23 protein-coding genes are annotated in these 20,589 nt (G+C 64.4%); 6 read left to right on the top strand and 17 right to left on the bottom strand.

Annotation, left to right across the window (positions count from 1 at the left end):
- Window positions 1–24: 24 nt before the first annotated feature.
- Window positions 25–2,328 (bottom strand): ATP-dependent Clp protease ATP-binding subunit ClpA, encoded by a 2,304-nt coding sequence (clpA, locus tag AC07S4_RS28160; protein ID WP_494989744.1) that lies wholly within the window; start codon window positions 2,326–2,328, stop codon window positions 25–27.
- On the bottom strand, window positions 2,325–2,627 hold the full coding sequence (gene clpS, locus AC07S4_RS28155; RefSeq protein ID WP_161074917.1) for an ATP-dependent Clp protease adapter ClpS: 303 nt from the start codon (window positions 2,625–2,627) through the stop codon (window positions 2,325–2,327). Before clpS ends, clpA begins: the two co-directional genes overlap by 4 nt.
- Window positions 2,628–2,960: 333 nt before the next feature.
- Between clpS and cspE the strand changes: the two genes are divergently transcribed.
- Window positions 2,961–3,164, top strand: coding sequence for a transcription antiterminator/RNA stability regulator CspE (gene cspE / locus AC07S4_RS28150; protein ID WP_019921881.1), 204 nt, complete (start codon window positions 2,961–2,963; stop codon window positions 3,162–3,164).
- A 164-nt stretch (window positions 3,165–3,328) separates the two neighbouring features.
- Window positions 3,329–3,727, top strand: a complete 399-nt coding sequence (locus tag AC07S4_RS28145) for an STY0301 family protein (protein WP_494989743.1) — start codon at window positions 3,329–3,331, stop codon at window positions 3,725–3,727.
- Window positions 3,728–3,772: 45 nt separating this feature from the next.
- On the opposite strand, the gene AC07S4_RS28140 is transcribed toward AC07S4_RS28145, so the two are convergent.
- From AC07S4_RS28140 to icd, 3 genes are all read right to left on the bottom strand, one after another.
- On the bottom strand, window positions 3,773–4,393 hold the full coding sequence (locus AC07S4_RS28140; protein WP_494989742.1) for a PEP-CTERM sorting domain-containing protein: 621 nt from the start codon (window positions 4,391–4,393) through the stop codon (window positions 3,773–3,775).
- 77 nt (window positions 4,394–4,470) lie between these two features.
- Window positions 4,471–4,677, bottom strand: coding sequence for a type II toxin-antitoxin system MqsA family antitoxin (locus AC07S4_RS28135; RefSeq protein WP_161074881.1), 207 nt, complete (start codon window positions 4,675–4,677; stop codon window positions 4,471–4,473).
- 117 nt (window positions 4,678–4,794) lie between these two features.
- Window positions 4,795–6,048, bottom strand: coding sequence for an NADP-dependent isocitrate dehydrogenase (gene icd, locus AC07S4_RS28130; protein WP_494989741.1), 1,254 nt, complete (start codon window positions 6,046–6,048; stop codon window positions 4,795–4,797).
- Window positions 6,049–6,149: 101 nt separating this feature from the next.
- On the opposite strand from icd, the gene AC07S4_RS28125 reads away from it, so the two are divergent.
- From AC07S4_RS28125 to AC07S4_RS28115, 3 genes are all read left to right on the top strand, one after another.
- Window positions 6,150–6,713 carry a pseudouridine synthase gene (locus tag AC07S4_RS28125; protein ID WP_494989740.1) on the top strand — a complete coding sequence of 188 codons (564 nt, stop codon included), beginning with the start codon at window positions 6,150–6,152 and terminating at the stop codon, window positions 6,711–6,713.
- A 93-nt stretch (window positions 6,714–6,806) separates the two neighbouring features.
- Window positions 6,807–8,126, top strand: a complete 1,320-nt coding sequence (locus tag AC07S4_RS28120; protein ID WP_494989739.1) for an HD-GYP domain-containing protein — start codon at window positions 6,807–6,809, stop codon at window positions 8,124–8,126.
- 138 nt (window positions 8,127–8,264) lie between these two features.
- Window positions 8,265–8,492: a hypothetical protein gene (locus AC07S4_RS28115; RefSeq protein WP_494989738.1), complete on the top strand. Its 228-nt coding sequence runs from the start codon at window positions 8,265–8,267 to the stop codon at window positions 8,490–8,492.
- Between the two features lie 109 nt (window positions 8,493–8,601).
- Here AC07S4_RS28115 and rpsT read toward each other — a convergent pair whose 3' ends face one another.
- Entirely contained in the window at window positions 8,602–8,868 is a 267-nt protein-coding gene (gene rpsT / locus AC07S4_RS28110; protein ID WP_161074877.1) for a 30S ribosomal protein S20, read from the bottom strand.
- A gap of 285 nt (window positions 8,869–9,153) precedes the next feature.
- Between rpsT and murJ the strand changes: the two genes are divergently transcribed.
- On the top strand, window positions 9,154–10,704 hold the full coding sequence (gene murJ / locus AC07S4_RS28105; protein WP_494989737.1) for a murein biosynthesis integral membrane protein MurJ: 1,551 nt from the start codon (window positions 9,154–9,156) through the stop codon (window positions 10,702–10,704).
- A 53-nt stretch (window positions 10,705–10,757) separates the two neighbouring features.
- Here the strand turns inward: murJ and AC07S4_RS28100 are convergent, their stop codons facing one another.
- The 11 genes from AC07S4_RS28100 to AC07S4_RS28050 form a co-directional block, all read right to left on the bottom strand.
- Entirely contained in the window at window positions 10,758–11,246 is a 489-nt protein-coding gene (locus AC07S4_RS28100; RefSeq protein ID WP_494989736.1) for an FxDxF family PEP-CTERM protein, read from the bottom strand.
- Window positions 11,247–11,464: 218 nt separating this feature from the next.
- Complete coding sequence (locus AC07S4_RS28095; RefSeq protein ID WP_494989735.1) at window positions 11,465–12,235, bottom strand: type II secretion system protein; 771 nt, start codon at window positions 12,233–12,235, stop codon at window positions 11,465–11,467.
- Window positions 12,210–12,596, bottom strand: a complete 387-nt coding sequence (locus tag AC07S4_RS28090; protein WP_161075713.1) for a type II secretion system protein — start codon at window positions 12,594–12,596, stop codon at window positions 12,210–12,212. The genes AC07S4_RS28095 and AC07S4_RS28090 overlap by 26 nt, the downstream gene beginning before the upstream one ends.
- Window positions 12,590–13,066 carry a type II secretion system protein gene (locus tag AC07S4_RS28085; RefSeq protein WP_494989734.1) on the bottom strand — a complete coding sequence of 159 codons (477 nt, stop codon included), beginning with the start codon at window positions 13,064–13,066 and terminating at the stop codon, window positions 12,590–12,592. The genes AC07S4_RS28090 and AC07S4_RS28085 overlap by 7 nt, the downstream gene beginning before the upstream one ends.
- Window positions 13,063–15,072 (bottom strand): secretin GspD/PilQ domain-containing protein, encoded by a 2,010-nt coding sequence (locus AC07S4_RS28080; RefSeq protein ID WP_494989733.1) that lies wholly within the window; start codon window positions 15,070–15,072, stop codon window positions 13,063–13,065. Before AC07S4_RS28080 ends, AC07S4_RS28085 begins: the two co-directional genes overlap by 4 nt.
- Entirely contained in the window at window positions 15,072–15,644 is a 573-nt protein-coding gene (locus AC07S4_RS28075) for a hypothetical protein (protein ID WP_494989732.1), read from the bottom strand. Before AC07S4_RS28075 ends, AC07S4_RS28080 begins: the two co-directional genes overlap by 1 nt.
- Window positions 15,641–16,246, bottom strand: a complete 606-nt coding sequence (locus AC07S4_RS28070; RefSeq protein ID WP_494989731.1) for a hypothetical protein — start codon at window positions 16,244–16,246, stop codon at window positions 15,641–15,643. The genes AC07S4_RS28075 and AC07S4_RS28070 overlap by 4 nt, the downstream gene beginning before the upstream one ends.
- The gene (locus AC07S4_RS28065; RefSeq protein ID WP_494989730.1) at window positions 16,243–16,830 is read right to left on the bottom strand and encodes a PilN domain-containing protein; all 588 of its coding nucleotides are present in this window, start codon (window positions 16,828–16,830) and stop codon (window positions 16,243–16,245) included. The genes AC07S4_RS28070 and AC07S4_RS28065 overlap by 4 nt, the downstream gene beginning before the upstream one ends.
- On the bottom strand, window positions 16,827–17,675 hold the full coding sequence (locus AC07S4_RS28060) for a hypothetical protein (RefSeq protein ID WP_494989729.1): 849 nt from the start codon (window positions 17,673–17,675) through the stop codon (window positions 16,827–16,829). The genes AC07S4_RS28065 and AC07S4_RS28060 overlap by 4 nt, the downstream gene beginning before the upstream one ends.
- Window positions 17,668–19,356, bottom strand: a complete 1,689-nt coding sequence (locus AC07S4_RS28055) for a GspE/PulE family protein (protein WP_494989728.1) — start codon at window positions 19,354–19,356, stop codon at window positions 17,668–17,670. The genes AC07S4_RS28060 and AC07S4_RS28055 overlap by 8 nt, the downstream gene beginning before the upstream one ends.
- Window positions 19,356–20,552, bottom strand: a complete 1,197-nt coding sequence (locus tag AC07S4_RS28050; protein WP_494989727.1) for a type II secretion system F family protein — start codon at window positions 20,550–20,552, stop codon at window positions 19,356–19,358. Before AC07S4_RS28050 ends, AC07S4_RS28055 begins: the two co-directional genes overlap by 1 nt.
- Window positions 20,553–20,589: the final 37 nt, after the last annotated feature.

The raw sequence follows: 20,589 nt of genomic DNA, 5'->3' as shown, positions 1-20,589 counted from the left end.
CCGCCTCGGAGGCGGGTTTGCTTGTTACTCGACTTCCACCGTTTCGGGCGGTGGGCTTGGCGCCGCGTCCGATTCGGGGAACTCGAGTTTCACCTGGTCTTTTTCGTCCAGGTCCACCGTCACGCGGCCACCGGATACCAGGCGGCCGAACAGCAGCTCGTCGGCCAGCGCCTTGCGGATCATGTCCTGGATCAGGCGCGCCATCGGGCGTGCGCCCATCAGCGGGTCGAAGCCTTTCTTGCCGAGGAACTTGCGCAGCGCCTCGGTGAACACGGCTTCCACTTTCTTCTCGTGCAGCTGCTCTTCCAGCTGCATCAGGAACTTGTCCACTACGCGCAGGATGATTTCCTCGTCCAGCGCGCGGAAGCTGATGGTGGCGTCGATACGGTTGCGGAACTCAGGCGTGAACATGCGCTTGATGTCGGCCATCTCGTCGCCAGCCTGCTTGGTGGTGGTGAAGCCGATCGACGTCTTCTGCAGGCTCTCGGCGCCCGCGTTCGTGGTCATGATGATGATCACGTTGCGGAAGTCGGCCTTGCGTCCGTTGTTGTCGGTCAGCGTGCCATGGTCCATCACCTGCAGCAGGATGTTGAAGATGTCCGGATGCGCTTTCTCGATCTCGTCCAGCAGCAGCACCGCGTGCGGCTTCTTGGTGATCGCTTCGGTCAGCAGGCCGCCCTGGTCGAAACCAACGTAGCCCGGCGGCGCGCCGATCAGGCGCGACACGGCGTGGCGCTCCATGTATTCGGACATGTCGAAGCGGATCAGCTCGATGCCCAGGATGAAGGCGAGCTGCTTGGCCACCTCGGTCTTGCCCACGCCGGTAGGACCGGAGAACAGGAAGGAGCCGATCGGCTTGTCGGTCTTGCCCAGGCCGGCGCGCGCCATCTTGATGGCGGACGACAGCGCGTCGATGGCAGGGTCCTGGCCGAACACCACGTTGCGCAGGTCGCGGTCTATGGTCTGCAGCTTGCTGCGGTCGTCCTGGTTGACGGTCTGCGGCGGGATGCGCGCGATCTTGGAGATGATCTCCTCGATCTCGGTCTTGCCGATGGTTTTCTTCTGCTTGGACTTCGGCAGGATGCGCTGCGCTGCACCGGCTTCGTCGATCACGTCGATGGCCTTGTCCGGCAGGTGGCGGTCGTTGATGAAGCGGGCCGCCAGTTCGGCTGCGGTGGACAGCGCGGACGCGGAGTACTTCACGCCGTGGTGTTCCTCGAAGCGCGACTTCAGGCCGCGCAGGATCTGCACGGTCTGTTCGACGGTAGGCTCGTTCACGTCCACTTTCTGGAAGCGGCGGCTCAGCGCGTGGTCTTTTTCGAACACGCCACGGAATTCCGTGTAGGTGGTCGCGCCGACGCACTTCAGCTGGCCGTTGGCCAAGGCAGGTTTCAGCAGGTTGGACGCGTCCAGCGTGCCGCCCGAGGCCGAACCCGCACCGATGATGGTGTGGATTTCGTCGATGAACAGGATGCCGTTCGGGTTGTCCTTGAGCTGCTTGAGCACGGCCTTCAGGCGCTGCTCGAAGTCGCCGCGGTACTTGGTGCCGGCCAGCAGCGCGCCCATGTCCAGCGAATAGACCACGGCGTTCTGCAGGATTTCCGGCACGTCGTTCTGCGTGATGCGGTAGGCCAGGCCTTCGGCGATGGCGGTCTTGCCCACGCCGGCTTCGCCCACCAGCAGCGGATTGTTCTTGCGGCGGCGGCACAGGATCTGGATCACGCGGTCCACTTCCTCTTCGCGGCCGATCAGCGGATCGATCTTGCCGTCGGCGGCGGCCTTGTTCAGGTTCTGCGTGAACTGGTCGAGCGGGCTTTCCTTCTGCTGGCCCTCGGCGCCCGGGGCGCCCTCTTCCACGCCTTCGGAGGCCTTGGCGGCGTCCGACTGCTGGTCCTTGCGCACGCCGTGCGAGATGAAGTTGACCACGTCCAGGCGGGTCACGCCCTGCTGGTGCAGGTAGTAGACCGCGTGCGAGTCCTTCTCGCCGAAGATGGCCACCAGCACGTTGGCGCCGGTGACTTCCTTCTTGCCGTTGGAAGCGGACTGCACGTGCATGATGGCGCGCTGGATCACCCGCTGGAAGCCCAGCGTCGGCTGGGTATCCACTTCGCCCGTGCCAGGCACGGTCGGCGTGTTGTCGCCGATGAAGTTGGTCAGGGTTTTGCGCAAATCCTCGATGTTGACGGCGCACGCACGCAGCACTTCGGCCGCAGACGGGTTGTCCAGCAACGCCAGCAGCAGATGCTCTACCGTGATGAATTCATGCCGTGCCTGCCGTGCTTCGACAAACGCCATGTGCAAACTTACTTCCAGTTCCTGCGCAATCATACTTCCTCCATCACACACTGCAGGGGGTGGCCTGCCTTGCGTGCATGCGTTAATACAAACTCCACTTTGGTACTCGCGATATCCTTCGAGAAGACGCCGCACACGCCCTTGCCGTAGCGGTGCACGCTGAGCATGATCTGGGTGGCCGTCTCACGGTCCTTGTTGAAGTACTCCTGAATCACGGCCACGACAAATTCCATGGGGGTGTAGTCGTCATTCAGCAACGCCACCTGGTACAGGGGAGGCGGTTTTAGCGTCTGCCGTTCCAGCAGCTGTTCGGTGTCATGCTTGGTTGCCATACGCTTATATTCTAATGCTTTCGGTGTTGTTGCAACGTGCTTTATGGAGGTAAATCCACATGTATTCCATCTTACGCGTTTTCCCGACTTGGCGCAGATGGCGGCCACCGCCGAAAAATCAAGAGTTGCTTTTTTGTTGAGCAATGTTGCTGTTGCAAGAAAAATACCAACAGCGCGCCGAAAGCGCTTGACATTAAAAATTGTTCCGCCAACAATGCCATATCGACTTGTGCAGAAATGTACATGTTGATAAGAAGTGAGGCGTCGAGGAGGGGGCAGGAAGCTTCTTGCTTTTATGGCTCGTGTGATTCGTTTTTATTGAAAGTTTTTTTTATGGCAACTGGTACCGTTAAGTGGTTCAATGACTCCAAAGGCTTTGGCTTCATCACTCCTGATGATGGCGGCGAGGACTTGTTCGCACACTTCTCCGCAATCAACATGAACGGCTTCAAGACCCTGAAAGAAGGTCAAAAAGTTCAGTTCGAAGTCACCCAAGGCCCTAAAGGCAAGCAAGCTTCCAACATCCAGTCGACCTAAGCGTTCGCTGTCCGGAAGTGAGAAACCCCGCAATCGTGGGGTTTTTTTTCGTCCCTGCCCTGCGCAAACCGGCGCAGCATTGCCGGCGTGCGACGCAGCGGTCTTACGCAACGTCAATACGGCTATCCAGGCCGAACGTAAGATGAGGGCTTTTGGGTGATCGAATGAATCTGGTCTACAGATTGTTTGCGGCGGCCGCAATGGCTACGGCAGCGGAACAAGGATTTGCTCAGCCGATTGCTTGCCCGGCTAGCACGCCGACAGAATGGGGCATTCCAGCAAGCCGCCTTGAATCCGTCCGCGTTCTCTCTTTCCCAGCAGAGCTATCGGCGGATGCGGCGAGTAGCCTCCCCATCATGGCGCCATCCGATGAGCGCAAATCGAAATCGAAGATCTATCAGACCTGGCCAGTCAACGCGGATGCGCCATCCTACAGGTATCAAGTGGATTGCTTGTACGCCCGTACTGAGCGTTACCTAAGGCTGGACGTCCCTCCTCCAGCGAAGCTATGCACGGCGACAGACGAGTTACGCACTGGAAAATTCAGCTTCCAATGCAAATAACCTCAGTCGCCCTCGCTGCCAAGCACAGGCTGGCTGGAGTCGGGCTCACTTTGCACGGCGGCGGCGGATCAGGCCTGCCAGGCCCAAGCCGGTCAGCAGCAAGGCTGCGCTAGCCGGTTCCGGCACCGCGTTGACGCTGACGTTGTCGATGAACAGCGAGGAGTCGCTCGCGCCGGACAGGTTGATGCCGTTGAAGCTCAGCGTGTGCGAGCCGCCCGTCAGGCCGGCGATATTAAAGGTGTACGAGGTCCAGTTCGAGCCCACCGGCTGCAGCGTGGGCGCCAGCGCCTTGCCGTCCAGCTTGACGTTCACGCTTTCGTGATTGCCGTCGCGCTGCGACAACTGGAAGCTCACCTGGAAGCTGCTGGCCGACGAGCTGAACACTTGCGACAGGGCCGGATCGGCCCAGTTCAAGGGGCTAAAGTTCTGCAGGAAGGCGACCGTGCCCTGGCTCGCCATGGCGTCCCACGAGTGGTCGATGATGCCGCTGCCGTTGCTGAAGGTCCAGCCGCTGGCCGCCACGCGCGTGGCCGTGAAACCATTGGCGTACAGCGCGCTGCCGTAGGCAACGTTGGAAGCCGAGAAGTCGCCGTTCTGTATCAGGTTGGCGTGGGCGCTGGTGGCGAAAGCACTGGCGAACGCCAGCAACAACACGGAACGGAACATGGGAACCTTGTATATGAGAAATTTATTTTTCCCATTATACATTTAAATTACATAATTGAAACTAAATTGCCAGTTTACTAAGCACCGCTGTTCACCAGGCGGTTGAAGGCCAGCATGGCGTCGCCGATGCGCTTGCTTTCCTTGTCGGTGAACACGCATTCGCCGCAGGCGCCGCAAAAGTCCCCCGTGACGGCCGGGATCACGGTCGATTTGCCTTCGTAGGTGTAAGGCATATCCTTGGTCTGGTGCACCAGGGCGCCCTCGCCGCAAAATGGACACTGCATGTGGGTTCCTTTATTGTCTGAGAGCATCAGCATACACCAATGAAAAAGGCCCCGCACTGGCGCGCAGTGCGGGGCCTTGCAAACCAGCCTGGCAGCCATGCCGCCCCGGCTTGCAAATTACATGTTATCGATCATCACATCGCCGAAACCGGAGCACGAAACCTGAGTGGCGCCCTCCATCAGGCGCGCGAAGTCGTAGGTGACTTTCTTCGAGGCGATGGATTTCTCGGTGGACGAGATAATCAGGTCGGCCGCTTCGGTCCAGCCCATGTGGCGCAGCATCATTTCGGCGGACAGGATCAGCGAGCCCGGGTTCACATAGTCCTTGCCGGCGTACTTGGGCGCGGTGCCATGGGTGGCTTCGAACATGGCCACCGAGTCCGACATATTGGCGCCCGGCGCAATGCCAATGCCGCCCACCTGCGCGGCCAGCGCGTCGGAGATGTAGTCGCCGTTCAGGTTCAGCGTGGCGATCACGCTGTACTCGGCCGGACGCAGCAGGATCTGCTGCAGGAAGGCGTCGGCGATCGAATCCTTGATGGTGATCTCGCGGCCGGTCTTCGGATTCTTGAACTTGCACCACGGGCCGCCGTCGATCAGCTGGGCGCCGAACTCCTTCTGCGCCAGCGCATAGGCCCAGTCGCGGAAGCCGCCTTCGGTGTACTTCATGATGTTGCCCTTGTGGACGATGGTCACCGAGGGCTTGTCATTGTCGATGGCGTACTGGATGGCCTTGCGCACCAGGCGCTCGGTGCCCTCGATCGATACCGGCTTGATGCCGATGCCGGAGGTGTCCGGGAAGCGGATCTTCTTCACGCCCATTTCCTTGACCAGGAAATCGATCAGCTTTTTCACGCCTTCCGAGCCTTGCTGGTATTCGATGCCGGCGTAGATGTCTTCCGAGTTCTCGCGGAAGATCACCATGTCGGTCTTCTCCGGCTCGCGCACCGGCGAGGGCACGCCCTTGAAGTAGCGCACCGGGCGCAGGCAGACGTACAGGTCCAGCTCCTGGCGCAGCGCCACGTTGAGCGAGCGGATGCCGCCGCCCACCGGCGTGGTCAGCGGGCCTTTGATGGACACCACGTAGTCCTTCAGCACCTGCAGCGTTTCTTCCGGCAGCCACACGTCCGGACCGTACACGGTGGTCGATTTCTCGCCCGCGTAGATTTCCATCCAGCTGATCTTGCGCTGGCCGCCGTAGGCCTTGGCCACGGCCGCGTCCACCACCTTGATCATGACCGGGCTGATGTCCACGCCGGTACCGTCGCCTTCAATGTAAGGAATGATGGGGCAGTCTGGCACGTTCAGGGAAAAATCGGCGTTGACGGTGATCTTCTGGCCGTCAGCGGGAACTTTGATATGTTGAAACATCGTGATCTCCGGGTGGTGTGGTCGAGTCTTCTATAAGACATAAGACGTGTGTTTCACATTATGCACCAGTATTTTGCCGGGCGCCACGGTACAATTCGTCTATGCCGCTCATCTTATTCAATAAGCCCTTCCAGGTATTGTGCCAGTTTTCGCCGCAGGACGGCCGCGAAACGCTGGCCGACCATGTCAAGATCCCCAATGTTTATCCGGCCGGCCGGCTGGACGCCGACAGCGAAGGCCTGCTGCTGCTTACCGACGACGGCAAGCTGCAGCACGAGATCGCCCACCCGGACCGCAAGGAGGCCAAGGTCTACCTGGTGCAGGTGGAAGGCGTGCCGGACGCGGACGCGCTGGCGCGCCTGCAGGCGCCGCTCGACCTGGGCGACTTCACCACCAAGCCCTGCCAGGCGGTGCGCATTGCCGAGCCGGGGTGGCTGTGGCCGCGCAACCCGCCCATCCGCAGCCGCGCCGACGCGCCCACCGCGTGGCTGGCCATCACCCTGCAGGAAGGCAAGAACCGCCAGGTGCGGCGCATGACGGCGTCCATCGGCCACCCCACCCTGCGCCTGGTGCGCAGCGCCATCGGCGGCATCTCGCTGGCCAGCCACCCGCTGATGCCGGGCGAATGGATGGAAGTGTCGCCAAAAGACCTGCGGCCGCGCTGACAAAGTAGCAAATATGCAAGCCGTTTGGTGCAGCGCAATACGAATTGCCGTATATTGGTAGCCATGGAGACTGTGCTTTGAAAGGCTGGTTCTATGCCGGACACCGACGCGTGCAGCAAACCGATGGCGCCCACGGGCGAGAATCCGCACTATCTGCAGGCGGTCGCCGAGCTGGGTAGCGAGCGCAGCATCGTCGCCAGCGCAGACATATATTCGTCCACCGGCATCAAGCTGGTGGCCAAGGGCGCCCTGCTCAGCCCGCAACAGTTCGAGCGGCTGACCCAGCATAAACTGACCGCGCCGCTGGACCACCAGCTCGAAAGCGAACACCCGGTGGACGCCGAAGCGCTGGCCAGCGCCGCCGCCCGCGTACTCGACCATGAACCCGTGTATGCCCGGCTGGCCGCGCGCACCGGCGATCCGCTGGCCGTCAAGCACGCGCTGGCCTCGCTCAAGCTGCCCAAGCCGGTGCAGATGCGGCTCACGGTGATGCGCGCGCGGCGCAGCGAAATCTTCGAGCACACGCTGCGCACCGGCATGATCGCGCACGCGCTGGCCCAGCGCATGGGCCTGCCCGCCACCGAGCGCTACAATTTACTGATGGCCGCCATCGGCCACGACTTCGGCGAAATGCACACCGATCCGGCCATCCTGTCGGCCGGGCACGACGTAACGCCCGACGAGCGCTGCTATGTGCACGTGCATCCCGTCACCAGCTATGTGCTGCTGCACGAAATGCCCGGCTTCCCCGCCGCAGCCGCGCAAGCCGTGCTGCACCACCACGAGCGCCTGGACGGGAGCGGCTATCCGCACGGCCTGCGCAGCGCCAAAATACCGCCCCTGGCCAAGTTGCTGGCGGTGGCCGACGTGGCCGAAACCGTGATACGGCGCTTCGACCTGCCGCGCTTGGACGTGCTGGTGCGGCTGAACCAGACCCGCTACGACCACAAGGCGGTCGGCGCGCTGCGCGACCTGATCAACGCCACGCCCGGCGACGCCCTGAACCAGCCGAACGAACACGGCGCCATGACCCAGCTCGGCCACCTGGCCGAGCTGCTGCAAGCCTGGTCGGCGCTGCGCTCCAGTTTTGAAATGGCGGTGGCGCCGCGCGACCCGGCCGGCACGCCGCTGGGCTTTCTGTTCGAGCGCATGGCCTTCATCCGCAGCCTGGTGCTGCAAACCGGCTTCGATCCGGACCATATGAACAATATGCTCGGCGTCGCACGCGACGATCCCGGCATCCTGGGCGAACTGCGCGCCCTGCTGGATGAAATGGAATGGCTGCTGATGGATCTGGCCAACGAAATCGGGCGCCGCGAACCCGAACTGGCCGGCCTGCCGCCGATTCCGCTCGATGGCCTGGTGCTGCACCTGCGTCCCGGGCATGGCGGCTTGAAAAGCGGTCCTGCTTGACGCGGCGCAACAAAAATAGTTACAGGATTTGATGCGTTGCCTGTCAACTGCCAATATTCCGCTGCGTTAAGGAAACAGATTCGTGAAATAAATTCATTTGAATCCAGTGTTTTCCACCAACCGCCAAAGGAAATCGCCATGTCCAAACTTGTCGCCGCTCTGCTTGCATCCCTGTTCGCCGCATCCGCATTCGCCGCCGCTCCCGCAGCCCCCGCCTCGGCGTCGGCATCGGCTATGGCGTCCGCTCCTGCAGCCTCGGCTTCCGCATCGGCCGCCGCTTCCGCGCCAAAAATGAAAAAGCACAAAAAAGCCTCGGCTTCGGCTGCCGCTTCGGCCGCCTCCGCAGCATCGGCCGCCTCCAAGTAAGCCGCCGCGCCCGCAGGCGCGCAACGTACAAAAACCCGCTATGGCTTGCGCCATGCGGGTTTTTTGCATCCTGCTCAATTACGCGGCGGCGCAAGCGCCGCCAGCGGAATTAGGCTGCCAGTGCTTTCAGGGCAGCGGCCAGACGGCTCTTATGGCGAGCTGCCTTGTTTTTGTGGATGATCTTCTTGTCGGCGATGCTGTCGATGGTCGACACGGATGCCTGGAAGATTGCGGTAGCTGCAGCTTTGTCGCCGCCCTGGATCGCTTTACGCACTGCCTTGATAGCGGTGCGCAGGGTCGAACGCTGGGACGAGTTGTGAGCGTTTTGCTTGACTGCTTGACGAGCGCGTTTGCGCGCTTGTGCGGTATTTGCCATGGTAGTTCCTAATCGTTGTCAAAGTTCGTTTGCAAACAATAGCGTTTGCCAAACAGGTGTTTGTTCAGTCTGTCTGCCTAACCATGTAAGCCAAGGGACGCTGGCAAAACATTAGTGTCTGCGATACTGAAATCTGTACAGCCTTAAATTATAGCGGGCTTTTGGCGACAGAGCAATTCCCAAAACGCCGCGCACGCTGCAAATTGCTCTTTTTGCAGCGATTTCACAGCGTTTTCACCGTCGCTTCATGCTGTGCGGCGGATGCGCCCGCTATAATCGCCGCCCATGAACCTGCTCAAAACCCTCGCTGCCATCTCCAGCATGACGATGCTGTCCCGCGTGACCGGCCTGCTGCGCGAAAGCCTGTTTGCGCGCGCCTTTGGCGCCGGCGCCTATACGGACGCGTTCGTCGTCGCCTTCCGCATCCCCAACCTGCTGCGCCGGCTGTTCGCCGAGGGCGCGTTCTCGCAGGCCTTCGTGCCCATCCTGGCCGAGTACAAGAACCAGCATGGCCAGGAAGCCAGCAAGGAGCTGGCCGACCACGTGGCCACCACGCTGGTGTGGGCCACGGTGCTGGTGAGCGCACTCGGTATTATAGGCGCCCCGCTGTTCGTCTACCTGATCGCCACCGGCCTGCGCGCCACGCCGGAAGCTTTCGACGCCTCGGTCTGGATGACGCGGCTGATGTTCCCCTATATCGCCTTCATGTCCTTCGTGGCGCTGGCCGGGGGCATATTGAACACCTGGCGCCAGTTCAAAATCCCGGCCGTCACGCCGGTGCTGCTGAACCTGAGCTTTATCGCCGCCTCGCTGTTCCTGGCGCCTTATTTAAAGCAGCCCATCTACGCCATGGCCATCGCCGTGTTCGTGGGCGGCATTTTGCAGGTGGCCATCCAGGTCCCGGCGCTGATACGCATCGGCATGCTGCCGCGCCTGTACCTGAACCCCTTGGTGGGCCTGCGCGACGGCGGCGTGCGCCGCGTGCTGAAGAAGATGGGGCCGGCCGTGTTCGCCGTGTCCGCCGCACAGATCAGCCTGATGATCAACACCAGCATCGCCTCGCGCCTGGCCGAGGGCAGCATTTCCTGGCTGTCCTATGCCGACCGCCTGATGGAATTCCCCACCGCCATGCTGGGCGTGGCGCTGGGCACCATCTTGCTGCCCAGCCTGGCCAAGGCCAATGCCGACGCCGACCACGAGGAATATTCCGACCTGCTGGACTGGGGCCTGCGCCTAACCTTCCTGCTGGCGCTGCCGGCGGCGGTGGGCATGGCCACGCTGGCGGTGCCGCTGATCAGCACCCTGTTCCACTACGGGAAATTCACCGCCGAAGCGGCCACCATGTCGGCCCAGCCGCTGGTGGCCTACAGTGCCGGCCTGATCGGCATCATCCTGGTGAAAACCCTGGCGCCGGCGTTTTACGCCAAGCAAGATATCCGCACGCCAGTGAAGATCGCGGTCGGCGTGCTGATCGCCACGCAGCTGATGAATCTGTTGTTTGTGCCCTACATCGCCGTGGCCGGACTGGCGCTTTCAATCGGACTCGGGGCTTGCATCAACGCGGCATTCCTGTACCGGGGACTGCGCAAGCGCGGCGTCTATCAGCCGAAAGCTGGCTGGGGGAAATTCTATTTGAAACTCTTGGTAGCAGTGGGTTTGATGGGTGCGGCCGCATGGTTCAGTGCAGCAAAAGTCGACTGGCTGGCAATGGGCCACCATCCCTTCTTGCGTGCCGGAACATTATTTCTGATAATAACTATTTGCGCGGTAATTTATTTCCTTGCATTATATGTAATGGGCTTCCGCTTCCGCGACTTTAAACGCCGTGCAAAGTAATTCCAAAAAACAAAACCCGCTCGCAAGCGGGTTTTTTAATGCTGGTTCCCGCCTCAGGCGTCTGAGTCTTGTTTGCGGCGAGCCAGGAAAGCCAGAATACCCAGGCCGCCGATCAGCATGCCGTAGGTGGCTGGTTCCGGTACCGCCGTCACGCTCACTTCGCCGCTGTATTTAGCGCCCACGCCGCCCGCGCCGAACAGGCTCAGCACGAAGGGAGCGGCGCCGCTGTGTTCAACGCCGAAGAAGCGCAGCTTGCCATCGCTGAAGACGCTGCCAGTGGTGCCGTTCAGGTTCGACAGGGTGCCGTCGAAGGTCAGGTTTTGGCCGCTGATCGTCACGACGATCTCGTACAGGCCTGGTGCCAGGCCGCCAAAAGTGATTACGTCGGAGCCGCCGGACAGGACATCATCGACCGGGGATTTGACGGATTGGAAGAAGTTGTTTGCCAGCGGGTTATCATCCAGAATGACCAGTTGATCCGCCGCCGAGGCGCCCAGGGAAGCTGCGGCCAATAAGCTCGCAACAATAAGTTTCAATTTCATAGGTTATCCTTAAAAAGTTGATTTTATTGGTTGATGAGCTAACCAAAGAGTTCGGGACTGCGGAAATCAGCATAGCATAAACACGAGAAAACCGTTGTTCTTTTGATTATATTTAATTTCCGTTAATAAAGAAATTTATGCAAGCATATTTACTATGTTGCGCAGCAATATTTCAGTAAATAAAAAGCCCGGTATGCGTGGGCATCCGGGCTGGTGTTTTATCTCTGCTGTTCGGGCGGCGGATCGGGATCCGGCTTGGCGTCATCGGGCGGCGGCGCCGGCTCGGCCGGCTCGGCGGGCGGTTCGGCCGGCGGGGTGGCCGGGGGTTCTGCCTGCGGTTCCGGCGCAGGTTCGGCCGGCATGGCAGGCGGCGCGGCAGGCTCCGCACCGGCAGGCGGCGGGGCGCCGGGCAGCGGCGGCGTGCCGGGCTGTCCCGGCTGCGGCGGCTTGGCCCCGGGCTGGCCTGCCAGCGGCTGTGCATCCCCCGCGCTGACAAATTTCCAGTCCGAGATGCGCTGTTTGCCTTCAAAACCCTGGAAGCGGGCGGGGAAATTGCCGATCTTGACCGGCTTGGCGGTGGACAGGCTGTACACCGCCACCACGCCGGTGGTGCCCGCCACGTAGCTGATGCCCCACTCCGCCTTGCCCGTCATGGGATCGACAAAGATTTTGCGCAGATGGCGCCGCACAGCGGGAAAACGCGGGTCCAGCAGCAGCTCCTTCAGCGAGGGCGGCTGGGTGGGCTGGCCGGGCGGCGTGGCCTTGGCATAGCTTTGCAGCGCGTCGCTGAACTGCGCGCCTATGCTGAGCAGCTCGCGCTCGGCGGCACTGCGCTGCATCACGGCGCCCAGCTTGACCGTAGTCGCGCACACCAGCGCCATGATGGCCAGCATGATGACCAGGCTGATATAGGTGAAGCCCGCGGTGAAACCGGAAGCCAGGCCGGCGCCGCGCCGGGGCGGCCTACCAGTCCGCGTAGGGTTTGCCATGGCGGTCATTGCCGGGCGCTCCGCTTTTCAGGTCCGACACGCCGCCCTTGGTGCCGTCTTCCGGCGCCACCAGTATCCACGTGGTGCTGCTCTCGGTGATGGGGTCGATGGGCGCGGCGCGCAGGTATTTCTTCTCCACCAGCTGCTCCAGCGTGTCCGGGTAGCGGCCCGTGTCGCCGTAGTACTGGTCGATGGTGGCGCGGGTGTTGCGCAGGTTGTCGGCCAGGATGGTTTCCTTGGCGCTGTCCACGCTGGGGAAGTAGCGCGGCACGGCCAGCGTGAGCAGCAGCGCGATAATGCCCAGCACCACCAGCAGCTCGATCAGCGTAAATCCTTGTCTGGCTTTGTTCATGTTTACCATTTTCGGTAGGCCACGCCGTTCAAGCCGGTCTTCTCGGAGAGGGAGTAGACATCGTACACGTCCTCCCCTTCGCGCGGCTGGTCGGCGTCGCTGGCGTAGCTGCGCTTGCCCCAGGTCTGCGCATCGGACGCCTCCGGCTCGGCGCTGAAGGGATCGCGCGGAATACGGCGCAGGAAGTAGATCTTGCTGCGCTTGGGGTTTTTCTGGTCCTGCACGCCCTCCACCAGCAGCTCCAGGTTCTTGGGGTAGCCGGTGCTGACGGTGCTCTTGGCCACCCGGCCGTCATCGTAAGCCTGCTTGTAGGCGTCGATGGCCTGGCGGATCTCGTTCAGCGAGCGGCGCAGCTCCTGTTCGTTGCGGCGCTGGATGGTCACCTGCGCCACCGGCACCACGAGCGTGCCGAGCAGGCCCAGGATGGCCAGCGTCACCAGCAGTTCGATCAGCGTGAAGCCACGGCGCCGCAGATTCATTTTGCTGGCGGCTGCGCCGGGGCAGCTGGCTCGGGCTGGGCCACGCTGGACGCGGGGCCGGGCTGCGAAGTGGACAGCGGCACGCCGGCCGGCGCGGCCGGCGCCTGGCCGGGAGCGGGGATGGCCAGCGGCTGGGCGCCCTGCCCCGGCAGCTGCGGCGCGGCCGGAACCACCGGCGCGGCTGGCGCAGCGGGCACGTTCGGGGCGCCGAGCGGCAGCGCCACCGGCGTGCGCACGGCGGGGTCGGGACGGCGGCGGAAGTTGCCTTCGGTGCCGGCCGAGAATTCGGCGTTGGCCGCCTCGGGGCGCTGCACGTTGCGGATCAGGTGCGGGGTGATGGACAGCACGATCTCGGTCTTCTGCTTGTCGTCCGTGGTGCTGCCGAACAGGCGGCCGAGGATGGGCACGTCGCCGAACAGCGGCACCTTGCTGCCGTTGCTGCGGTCCTCGTTGTTGATCAGGCCCGCCAGCACCTGGTTCTCGCCGTCCTTCAGTTGCAGCATGGTGCTGGCCTGGCGCGTGCCGATCTGGTAGGCCTTGGTGCCGGACTTGGTCTCCACCTGGCTGACCAGGTTGCTGACCTCCAGCGACACGCGGATCGCCACTTCGTTGTTCAGGTAGATGGTCGGCTCGGCGTTCAGCGTCAGGCCCACGTCCACATAGCTGACCGACTCGCTGGCAAAGCCGCCGGTGCCGGGCGAAATGGTGGTGGTAATCACCGGTACCTTGTCGCCGATCAGGATCTTGGCCTTTTCCTTGTTGCGCACGCGGATGCGCGGATTGGCCAGCAGGTTGCTGTCGCCGTCGGTCTTGTTGGCCTTGCCGGTCACGTTGAGCGCGGACACGCCTATGCTGCGCTGGTTCAGGTGGTTCAGGTCGTTAATCGTCAGCACCGTGCCGCCGGACGAGATCAGCGGGCCGAGGGTGACGCTGGTCGGCCAGGCCACGCCCAGTTCCATCAGGCGCGTGCGCTTCACTTCCAGGATCTCCACCTCCAGCATCACTTCCGGCTCGGCCACGTCCTGCAGCGCCACCAGGCGCTCGGCCAGGCGGATCGCCTCGGCGTTGTCGCGCACGATCAGCAGGTTCAGTTTTTCATCCACCACCACGTCGCGCGATTTGAGGATGGTCTTGAGCGTGTTGGCCACCGACTTGGCTTCCGCATTGGCCAGGAAGAAGGTCTTCACCACCATCTCCTGGTATTCCTTCAGCTTGGCCGCCACGTTGGGGTAGATCAGGATGGTGTTGCCGTCCAGGACCTGCTGCTCGAGCTGGTTGGTCATCAGCAGATAATAGACCGCCGCCTCGACGGTGCTGTTCTTCAGGAAGATGGAGGCTTTCTGGTCGGTCTTCACGTCCTTGTCGAAGACGAAGTTCAGGCCGGAGCGGCGCGCGATAATCTCGAACACCTGCTTGAGCGGCGCGTCGCGGAACTCAATGCTGATGGGCTGCTTGAACGCTTTCGACAGGCCCGCTTCGGCGGTGGGCTGGGCGCTCTTGTCGTTCACGTCGCGCAGCATCAGGCGCGCTTCCTCGTAGGCCGGCTTTTCCGCCAGCACCGCGTTGAGCTTCTGGCGCGCGCCGTCGTAGTCTTTTTTGGCGGCGAGTTCGGCCGCCGAGGCCACCATTTTCTCCAGCCGCTCGGCCGACTCCACCGCGCGCAGGCCGGCGCGGGCACGCTCGTTCATGGGATCGATGGCCAGCACGCGCTGGTAGGCTTGCTGCGCCGGGGCGCGGCGGCCGTCGGCCAGGTCGCGCTCGGCCTGGTCCAGGTAGCGCACGGCGGTGCGGTCGCGCGTGAGCAGGTAGGCGGCCCGGAATTGCGCGTTGTTGGGCGCTTGCGTGATGGCTTCCTGGAATTTGGCCAGGCCCTCTTCCGGCTTGTTCTGTTCGACCAGGGTGCGGCCGTCGCGGTAGGCCATCTCGCCTGCGCAACCGGCCAGCGCCAGCGCCACCAGCGTGGCCATGGCCGTGGTTTTCAACATGCGGTGGGGTGTGCGGGCCATTAGTCGGGAACTCCAATATTGAGCTGCTGGGATTGATTCAGCGGCAGATAGGTAAGCTTCAGCAGGGGCGGCGCGACGGCGTCGACGCGGTAGACGCCGTCGATCACCATTTGCGCACGCACCACATAGGTCTTTTCGCCGCGCGCCAGGAATACCTCCCAAGCGCCTTCGCTGGCGGCCTTACCGATAAAGCTGAACGGCAGCGGCGGCGCCTGCGGCGGCGGAGGGGGCGGCGGGGCTTGGGGCGGTGGCGGCGGCGGGGTCCAGTTCTGGCTGCCGAACAGGGCGCCGCCTCCGCCGAAACTGCCTTCGCCGGATTCGCCTATCAGTTCGGTGCGCGGCAGCAGGCGCAGTATCTGCACCTCCGCCGCTGCGGGCTTGGCGCCATTGGCTGCCGGCACGGGCGCGGCCGGCGCCGGCGTCGGCACGGCGGCGGACGGGCTGGCGGCCGGCTGCGGGCGGCGGTCCACGGCTTCGGCAACGCCGCTGCCGGCCGGCGTTTTGTCGCCAAACACCACCAGGGCGCCGGCGCCGGCCAGCGCCACGGCCATCAGCAAGTGGCGCGGCTTCATGGCTGCTCCGGCATGGCGCCGTCCTTCAGGTACAGCGTGAAGCGCACGCGGGCTTCGACTTGCGCGTCGCCGATGTTCTCGCGCCGGAAGCCGATGTCGTCCAGCGCGGCAAAGGGCAGTTCGCGCAAGGCGGCCAGGGCGAACTGCCAGATGGCCTGGTAGCTGCCCTTCACCGGCAGCGTGATCTGGTAGCTGCTGATGCGGCTGGCCTTGTCGTAGCCCGGTTTGTATTCGCCCTGGTTCAGGCTCAGGCCCGCTTTGGCCGCCAGGCCGAACAGCACTTTCACGTGCTGCTCCGCGTAGCGCTTGTCGCCCAGCGTCTCGTTGAACAGCGCCAGGTTTTCATTGGCGGATGGCGGCGGCGCAGCCACCGCCAGCGTGGACGGCACCGGCAAGGGACGCGCCAGCGCCAGCTTCTGCTCGGCGCCGCGCGGCAGCAGCCAGGTCCACGCCGCAGCGCCCGCCACGCACAGCACGGCGGCCACGCAGGCGCCCGCGCCGGCGCGCGCAACGGCCAGGCGCGCGCGCAGCAGCAAGGCGCTGAGCGTGGCTTGCGCCGCCCCCGGCTGCCCGGGCTGCATCTTGGCGAGGCCCGGCTTCATCGCGCGCCCCACTGGGCTTCCACCTGGAAGCGGACCGGCCGGTTCGGATCAAGGTCGTTGATCTCGTGCCGCACCAGCGCGGCGCTCACGAAGAACTCCTGCTGCTTGAGCTGTTCTATGTAGGCGATCATGTCGTCCGGATTCTTGGCTTCGGCGCTGATCTTCAGCACTTGCTTGTTCGGGGCGGGCTCCAGCGCCAACAAGGCGATGCTGGCCGGCGTGGCTTCGCCCACGGCCTCCTGCATGTCGCGCCACGGCAGATTCAGCTGCAGCACGGCCGCGTTGATGGCCTTGGACTGCGCTTCCGGCATCTGCACCTTGGCGGCCGGCGCGGCGCCCTGCTGCCCCAGGCGCGGCTGCTGTTTCTGCTGCTGCAGCTGCTGCGCCTGGCGCCGCTGCTGCCGTTCCAGCTCGCCCAGCTGCTCGGCGCGGGCGCGCTGCTGCTGCGCCATCTGGTAGCCGTATGCGGCTGCGCCTGCGCACAGCGCCAACCCCAGCGCGCACCCGGCCAGCACGGCGGGATGGGAGCGGTACAGCGCGCGGCGCCAGCCGGGCGCCGCAAAGTCGATGCGCATCTTCCTCATGCCGCCAGCCCTCCCGCCGCCAGCACGCTGGCCAGCGACCATTTGTCTTCGCCGGGCAAGGCGGCGCCCAGCACGGTGCAGGAGATCTGGTCCGCGCCGGCGGCCGGCTTGGCCAGCGGCGGCGGCACCTGGCCGCACAGCTGCAGCAGCTGCGGCGCTTCCAGCCCGGCCAGCAGCGCTTCGCGTTTCAGCGTTTGCGCCAGCCAGTACTGGTCGGCGCCGCGCGGCACAGGCAGCGCGCGGATGGCGTTCAGGCGCTTGCCGTCGATAACGGCCAGCGTCAGCAGATTGTCGTGCACCTGGCCGAACCAGGCGCCCGCCTTCAGCGCGCCCTGCCAGCGGTTCCAGGCGGTGACGAAATGCGGCTGTACTTCCACCACGGCCAGCCCGTGCTCGGCGGCCGCCTGTTCCAGCGTGGCCAGCAAGGGCTGCGGCATGGCGGCGGCAAAGAAAGGCTGGCGCGCGTCCCAGTCCGCCACGATCTTCCAGTTGGCGGCGGCTTCGCCGTACAGGCCGTGGAAGCGCAGCGCGGCGGCCGCCTCCAGGTCGGCCAGGCGCGCCGCCTGCGCGGGCGGCGTAACCTGCCACAGGCGCGCCAGTTCGTCGGCCAGCACGAAGCTGGCGGGCCAGCCCTGCACGTCCTGTCCCGCCAGCAGCTCGCGCAGCGCAACGCCAATGGCGTGGTGGGCGTGCAGCGCGCCCACGCCTTCGGGCGAGAACGGCTGTTCGGCCAGCAGCTCGGCCCGGGGGCCGAACCAGCGGCTCACCTTCAGCAAGCTCACGGCGAAGCCCGACACACCGATGCGCAGCGCCTGTCCCGGCAATCTGTTGAGGAACTTAGGCATGCAGCGTCACCCGCTTGATTTCGGACAGCGTGGTGCCGCCGCGCTTGACCAGCTCCAGCGCAGCCAGGCGCAGGCTGCGCGTGCCGTTTGCGTAGGCGGCGGCCTTGATCTGGCGGATCGGTTTTTTGTCCACGATCAGTTCCCGTATTTCGTCGTTCAGCGTGAGGATTTCCGCAATCGAGCGGCGGCCCTTGTAGCCGGTGCCACGGCAGTCGCCGCAGCCCTTGCCTTCCATGAAGCGGTAGTCGAACACGTCGGCGCGGGTCAGGTTGACGCTGGCCAGCTCCTGCTCCGTGGGCGTGTATTCGGCGGCGCAGTGCGGGCAGTTGATGCGCACCAGGCGCTGCGCCCAGATGCCGTTCAGCGCGGACACGAAGGCGTAGGGATCGATGCCCATGTGGGTGAAGCGGCCGAACACGTCGAACACATTGTTCGCGTGCACGGTGGTGAGCACCAGGTGGCCCGTCAGCGCGGACTGCACGGCGATTTCCGCCGTCTCGCGGTCGCGGATTTCGCCCACCATGATTTTGTCCGGGTCGTGGCGCAGGATGGAACGCAGGCCCTTGGCGAAGGTCAGGCCCTTCTTCTCGTTGACCGGAATCTGCAGGATGCCGGGCAGCTGGTATTCCACCGGGTCTTCGATGGTGATGATTTTTTCGCGGCCGTTGTGGATCTCGGTGAGCGCGGCGTACAGCGTGGTGGTCTTGCCCGAGCCGGTGGGGCCGGTCACCAGCAGCATGCCGTAAGCCTCCTGCGCCAGCACGCGCAGCGTGGCCAGCGAGGGCGCGTCGAAGCCCAGCGCTTCCAGCGTGAGCGAGCCGTAGGCTTCTATCATGGCGCGCTTGTCGAGGATACGTATCACCGCGTCCTCGCCGTGGATGCTGGGCATGATGGAGACGCGCAGGTCGATCTCGCGCCCGCCCGCCTCCACGCGGAAGCTGCCGTCCTGCGGAATGCGGCGCTCGGAGATGTCCAGTTCGGCCAGCACCTTCAGGCGCGAGATGATCTGCTCGGCCACTTCAATGCCGTTCACCGCCGTGGCGTGGTCGAGCACGCCGTCCACCCGGTACTTGACGGCCAGGCCGCCGGCGGTGCTTTCCAGGTGGATGTCGGACGCGCCGGCCTTGAGCGCGTCGTACAGCGTGGAGTTCACCAGGCGCACGGCGGGGCTGGCCGCCTCGGACACGGAGGCGAAGGACAGCACGGCGGCTGTCTTGCCGTCGCGCCGGCCTTCGCTGGCGCCGGGCAGCAGGCTGTCCACCGCGCGCGCCGACTCCTCCTGCTTGGACAGATAGGCCTGGATGTCCGATTGCAGCGCCAGCCGGGTGTGCAGCGGCGCGTGCGGCGTGGCCCGCGCCTGCGTGCCCAGCCAGGTCTGCAGGTCCAGGTCGAAGGGGTCGGCGATCACGCCCACCAGCATGCCGTCCTGGGCGCGCAACAGCACGCAGCGGCGCGCCATGGCCTGCGACAGCGGCAGCAGGTCGAAGGCCGGCGTATAGCCCAGCATGTCCACTGTTTCCAGCACGGCCAGGCCGAAGGGCTGGGCCAGCGCCCGCACCGCCAGGCGCGGCTCGATGCCGGTCAGCGCCTCCAGTTCCTCGACCAGGCTGCGCTTGCTCTGCGCGGCGCGCGCGCGGGCGCGCACCAGCATGGCGTGGTCGATGGCGGCAAAGTCAGGCATCAAGACATATCTCCGGCGAGGTCGAAAATCGGCATGTAGAGCAGCACCACGATGGCGCCCACCACCAGGCCTATGCAGGCCATCAGCAGCGGCTCGAAGGTGCGCGTGAAGCGGTCTATCCAGCGGCTGATTTCGCCGTCGTAGAAGGCCGCCGACTGGGTCAGCATGAGGCCCATGTCGCCGGTGCGCTCGCCCACGCGCAGCATGCGCAGCGAGATCGGCGTGGTCAGGCCGTTGGCTTCGAAGGCGGACGACAGCGGCAGGCCGGACTCCACATGCGCGCGCGCGGCCTGCAAGCCCTGCCGGACCGACGGCGACACCATGCCCTGCACCGTGTCGATGGCGTGCAGGATGGTGATGCCGCCTTCGCTCAGCATGCCCAGCGTGAGGTAGAGCCGCGACAGTTCGTAGATGCGCACCCGCTCGCCGATGCCGGGCAGGCGCGACATCAGCCGCAGCAGGCCGCCGTTGGCCATCAGGCGGCGCAGGCCGAACACCAGGCTGGCCAGCGCCAGCGCCACGCCGCCCAGCAAGGCGGTGGTGTGGGCGGCGGCGAACTGGCCCCAGCCCAGCATCATCTGCGACATCCACGGCAGGTTGCGGCCGGCGCCCTGGTAGACCTCGGCGAAGCGCGGCACCACATAGGAAATCAAAAACAGGCTGACGCCCCCGCCCACCAGCAGCAGGATGGACGGATAGATGGCGGCGCTGACGATCTTGGCGCGCACGGTGTCGATGCGCTGCTGGTAGTCGATGAAGCGCGACAGCGCGCGCGGCAGGTCGCTGGTGCCTTCGGCGGCCTTGACGATGCCCACGTACAGCGGCGGGAACAGTTCCGGCTGCTCGGCCAGCACGGTCGAAAAGCGCTGCCCTTCGCGCAGGCCGCCCAGCAGGCGTTCCAGCACGCCGCGCGTGGCGGGACTGGCTTCCTTTTCCAGCAGCGCCTCCAGCGCCTCCACCACGCCCAGGCCGGCCGTGAGCAGCGCCAGCAATTCCTGGCTGAACAGCACCAGCGATAGGGACTTGCCCCGGCCCTTGCCGACCGGCAGGCCGAGGCCGCCGCGCACCGGCGCGATGGCGCTGACGAACAGGCCGCGCGCCTCCACCTGGCGGCGCGCATCCGCTTCATCGCGGCCATCCACCACTTGGCGGCCGATCACCATTTCCGGCGACAAGGTACGTACTTCGAACTGCATGGAATGAGCCGGTGCCGAGGGTTGCTGGGGTTGCTGT

The organism is Pseudoduganella sp. GW821-FHT05F09 (genome assembly GCF_059419605.1).
Note: the sequence above shows the minus strand (reverse complement) of the source record. Positions and strands in the feature narration are given on the sequence as shown.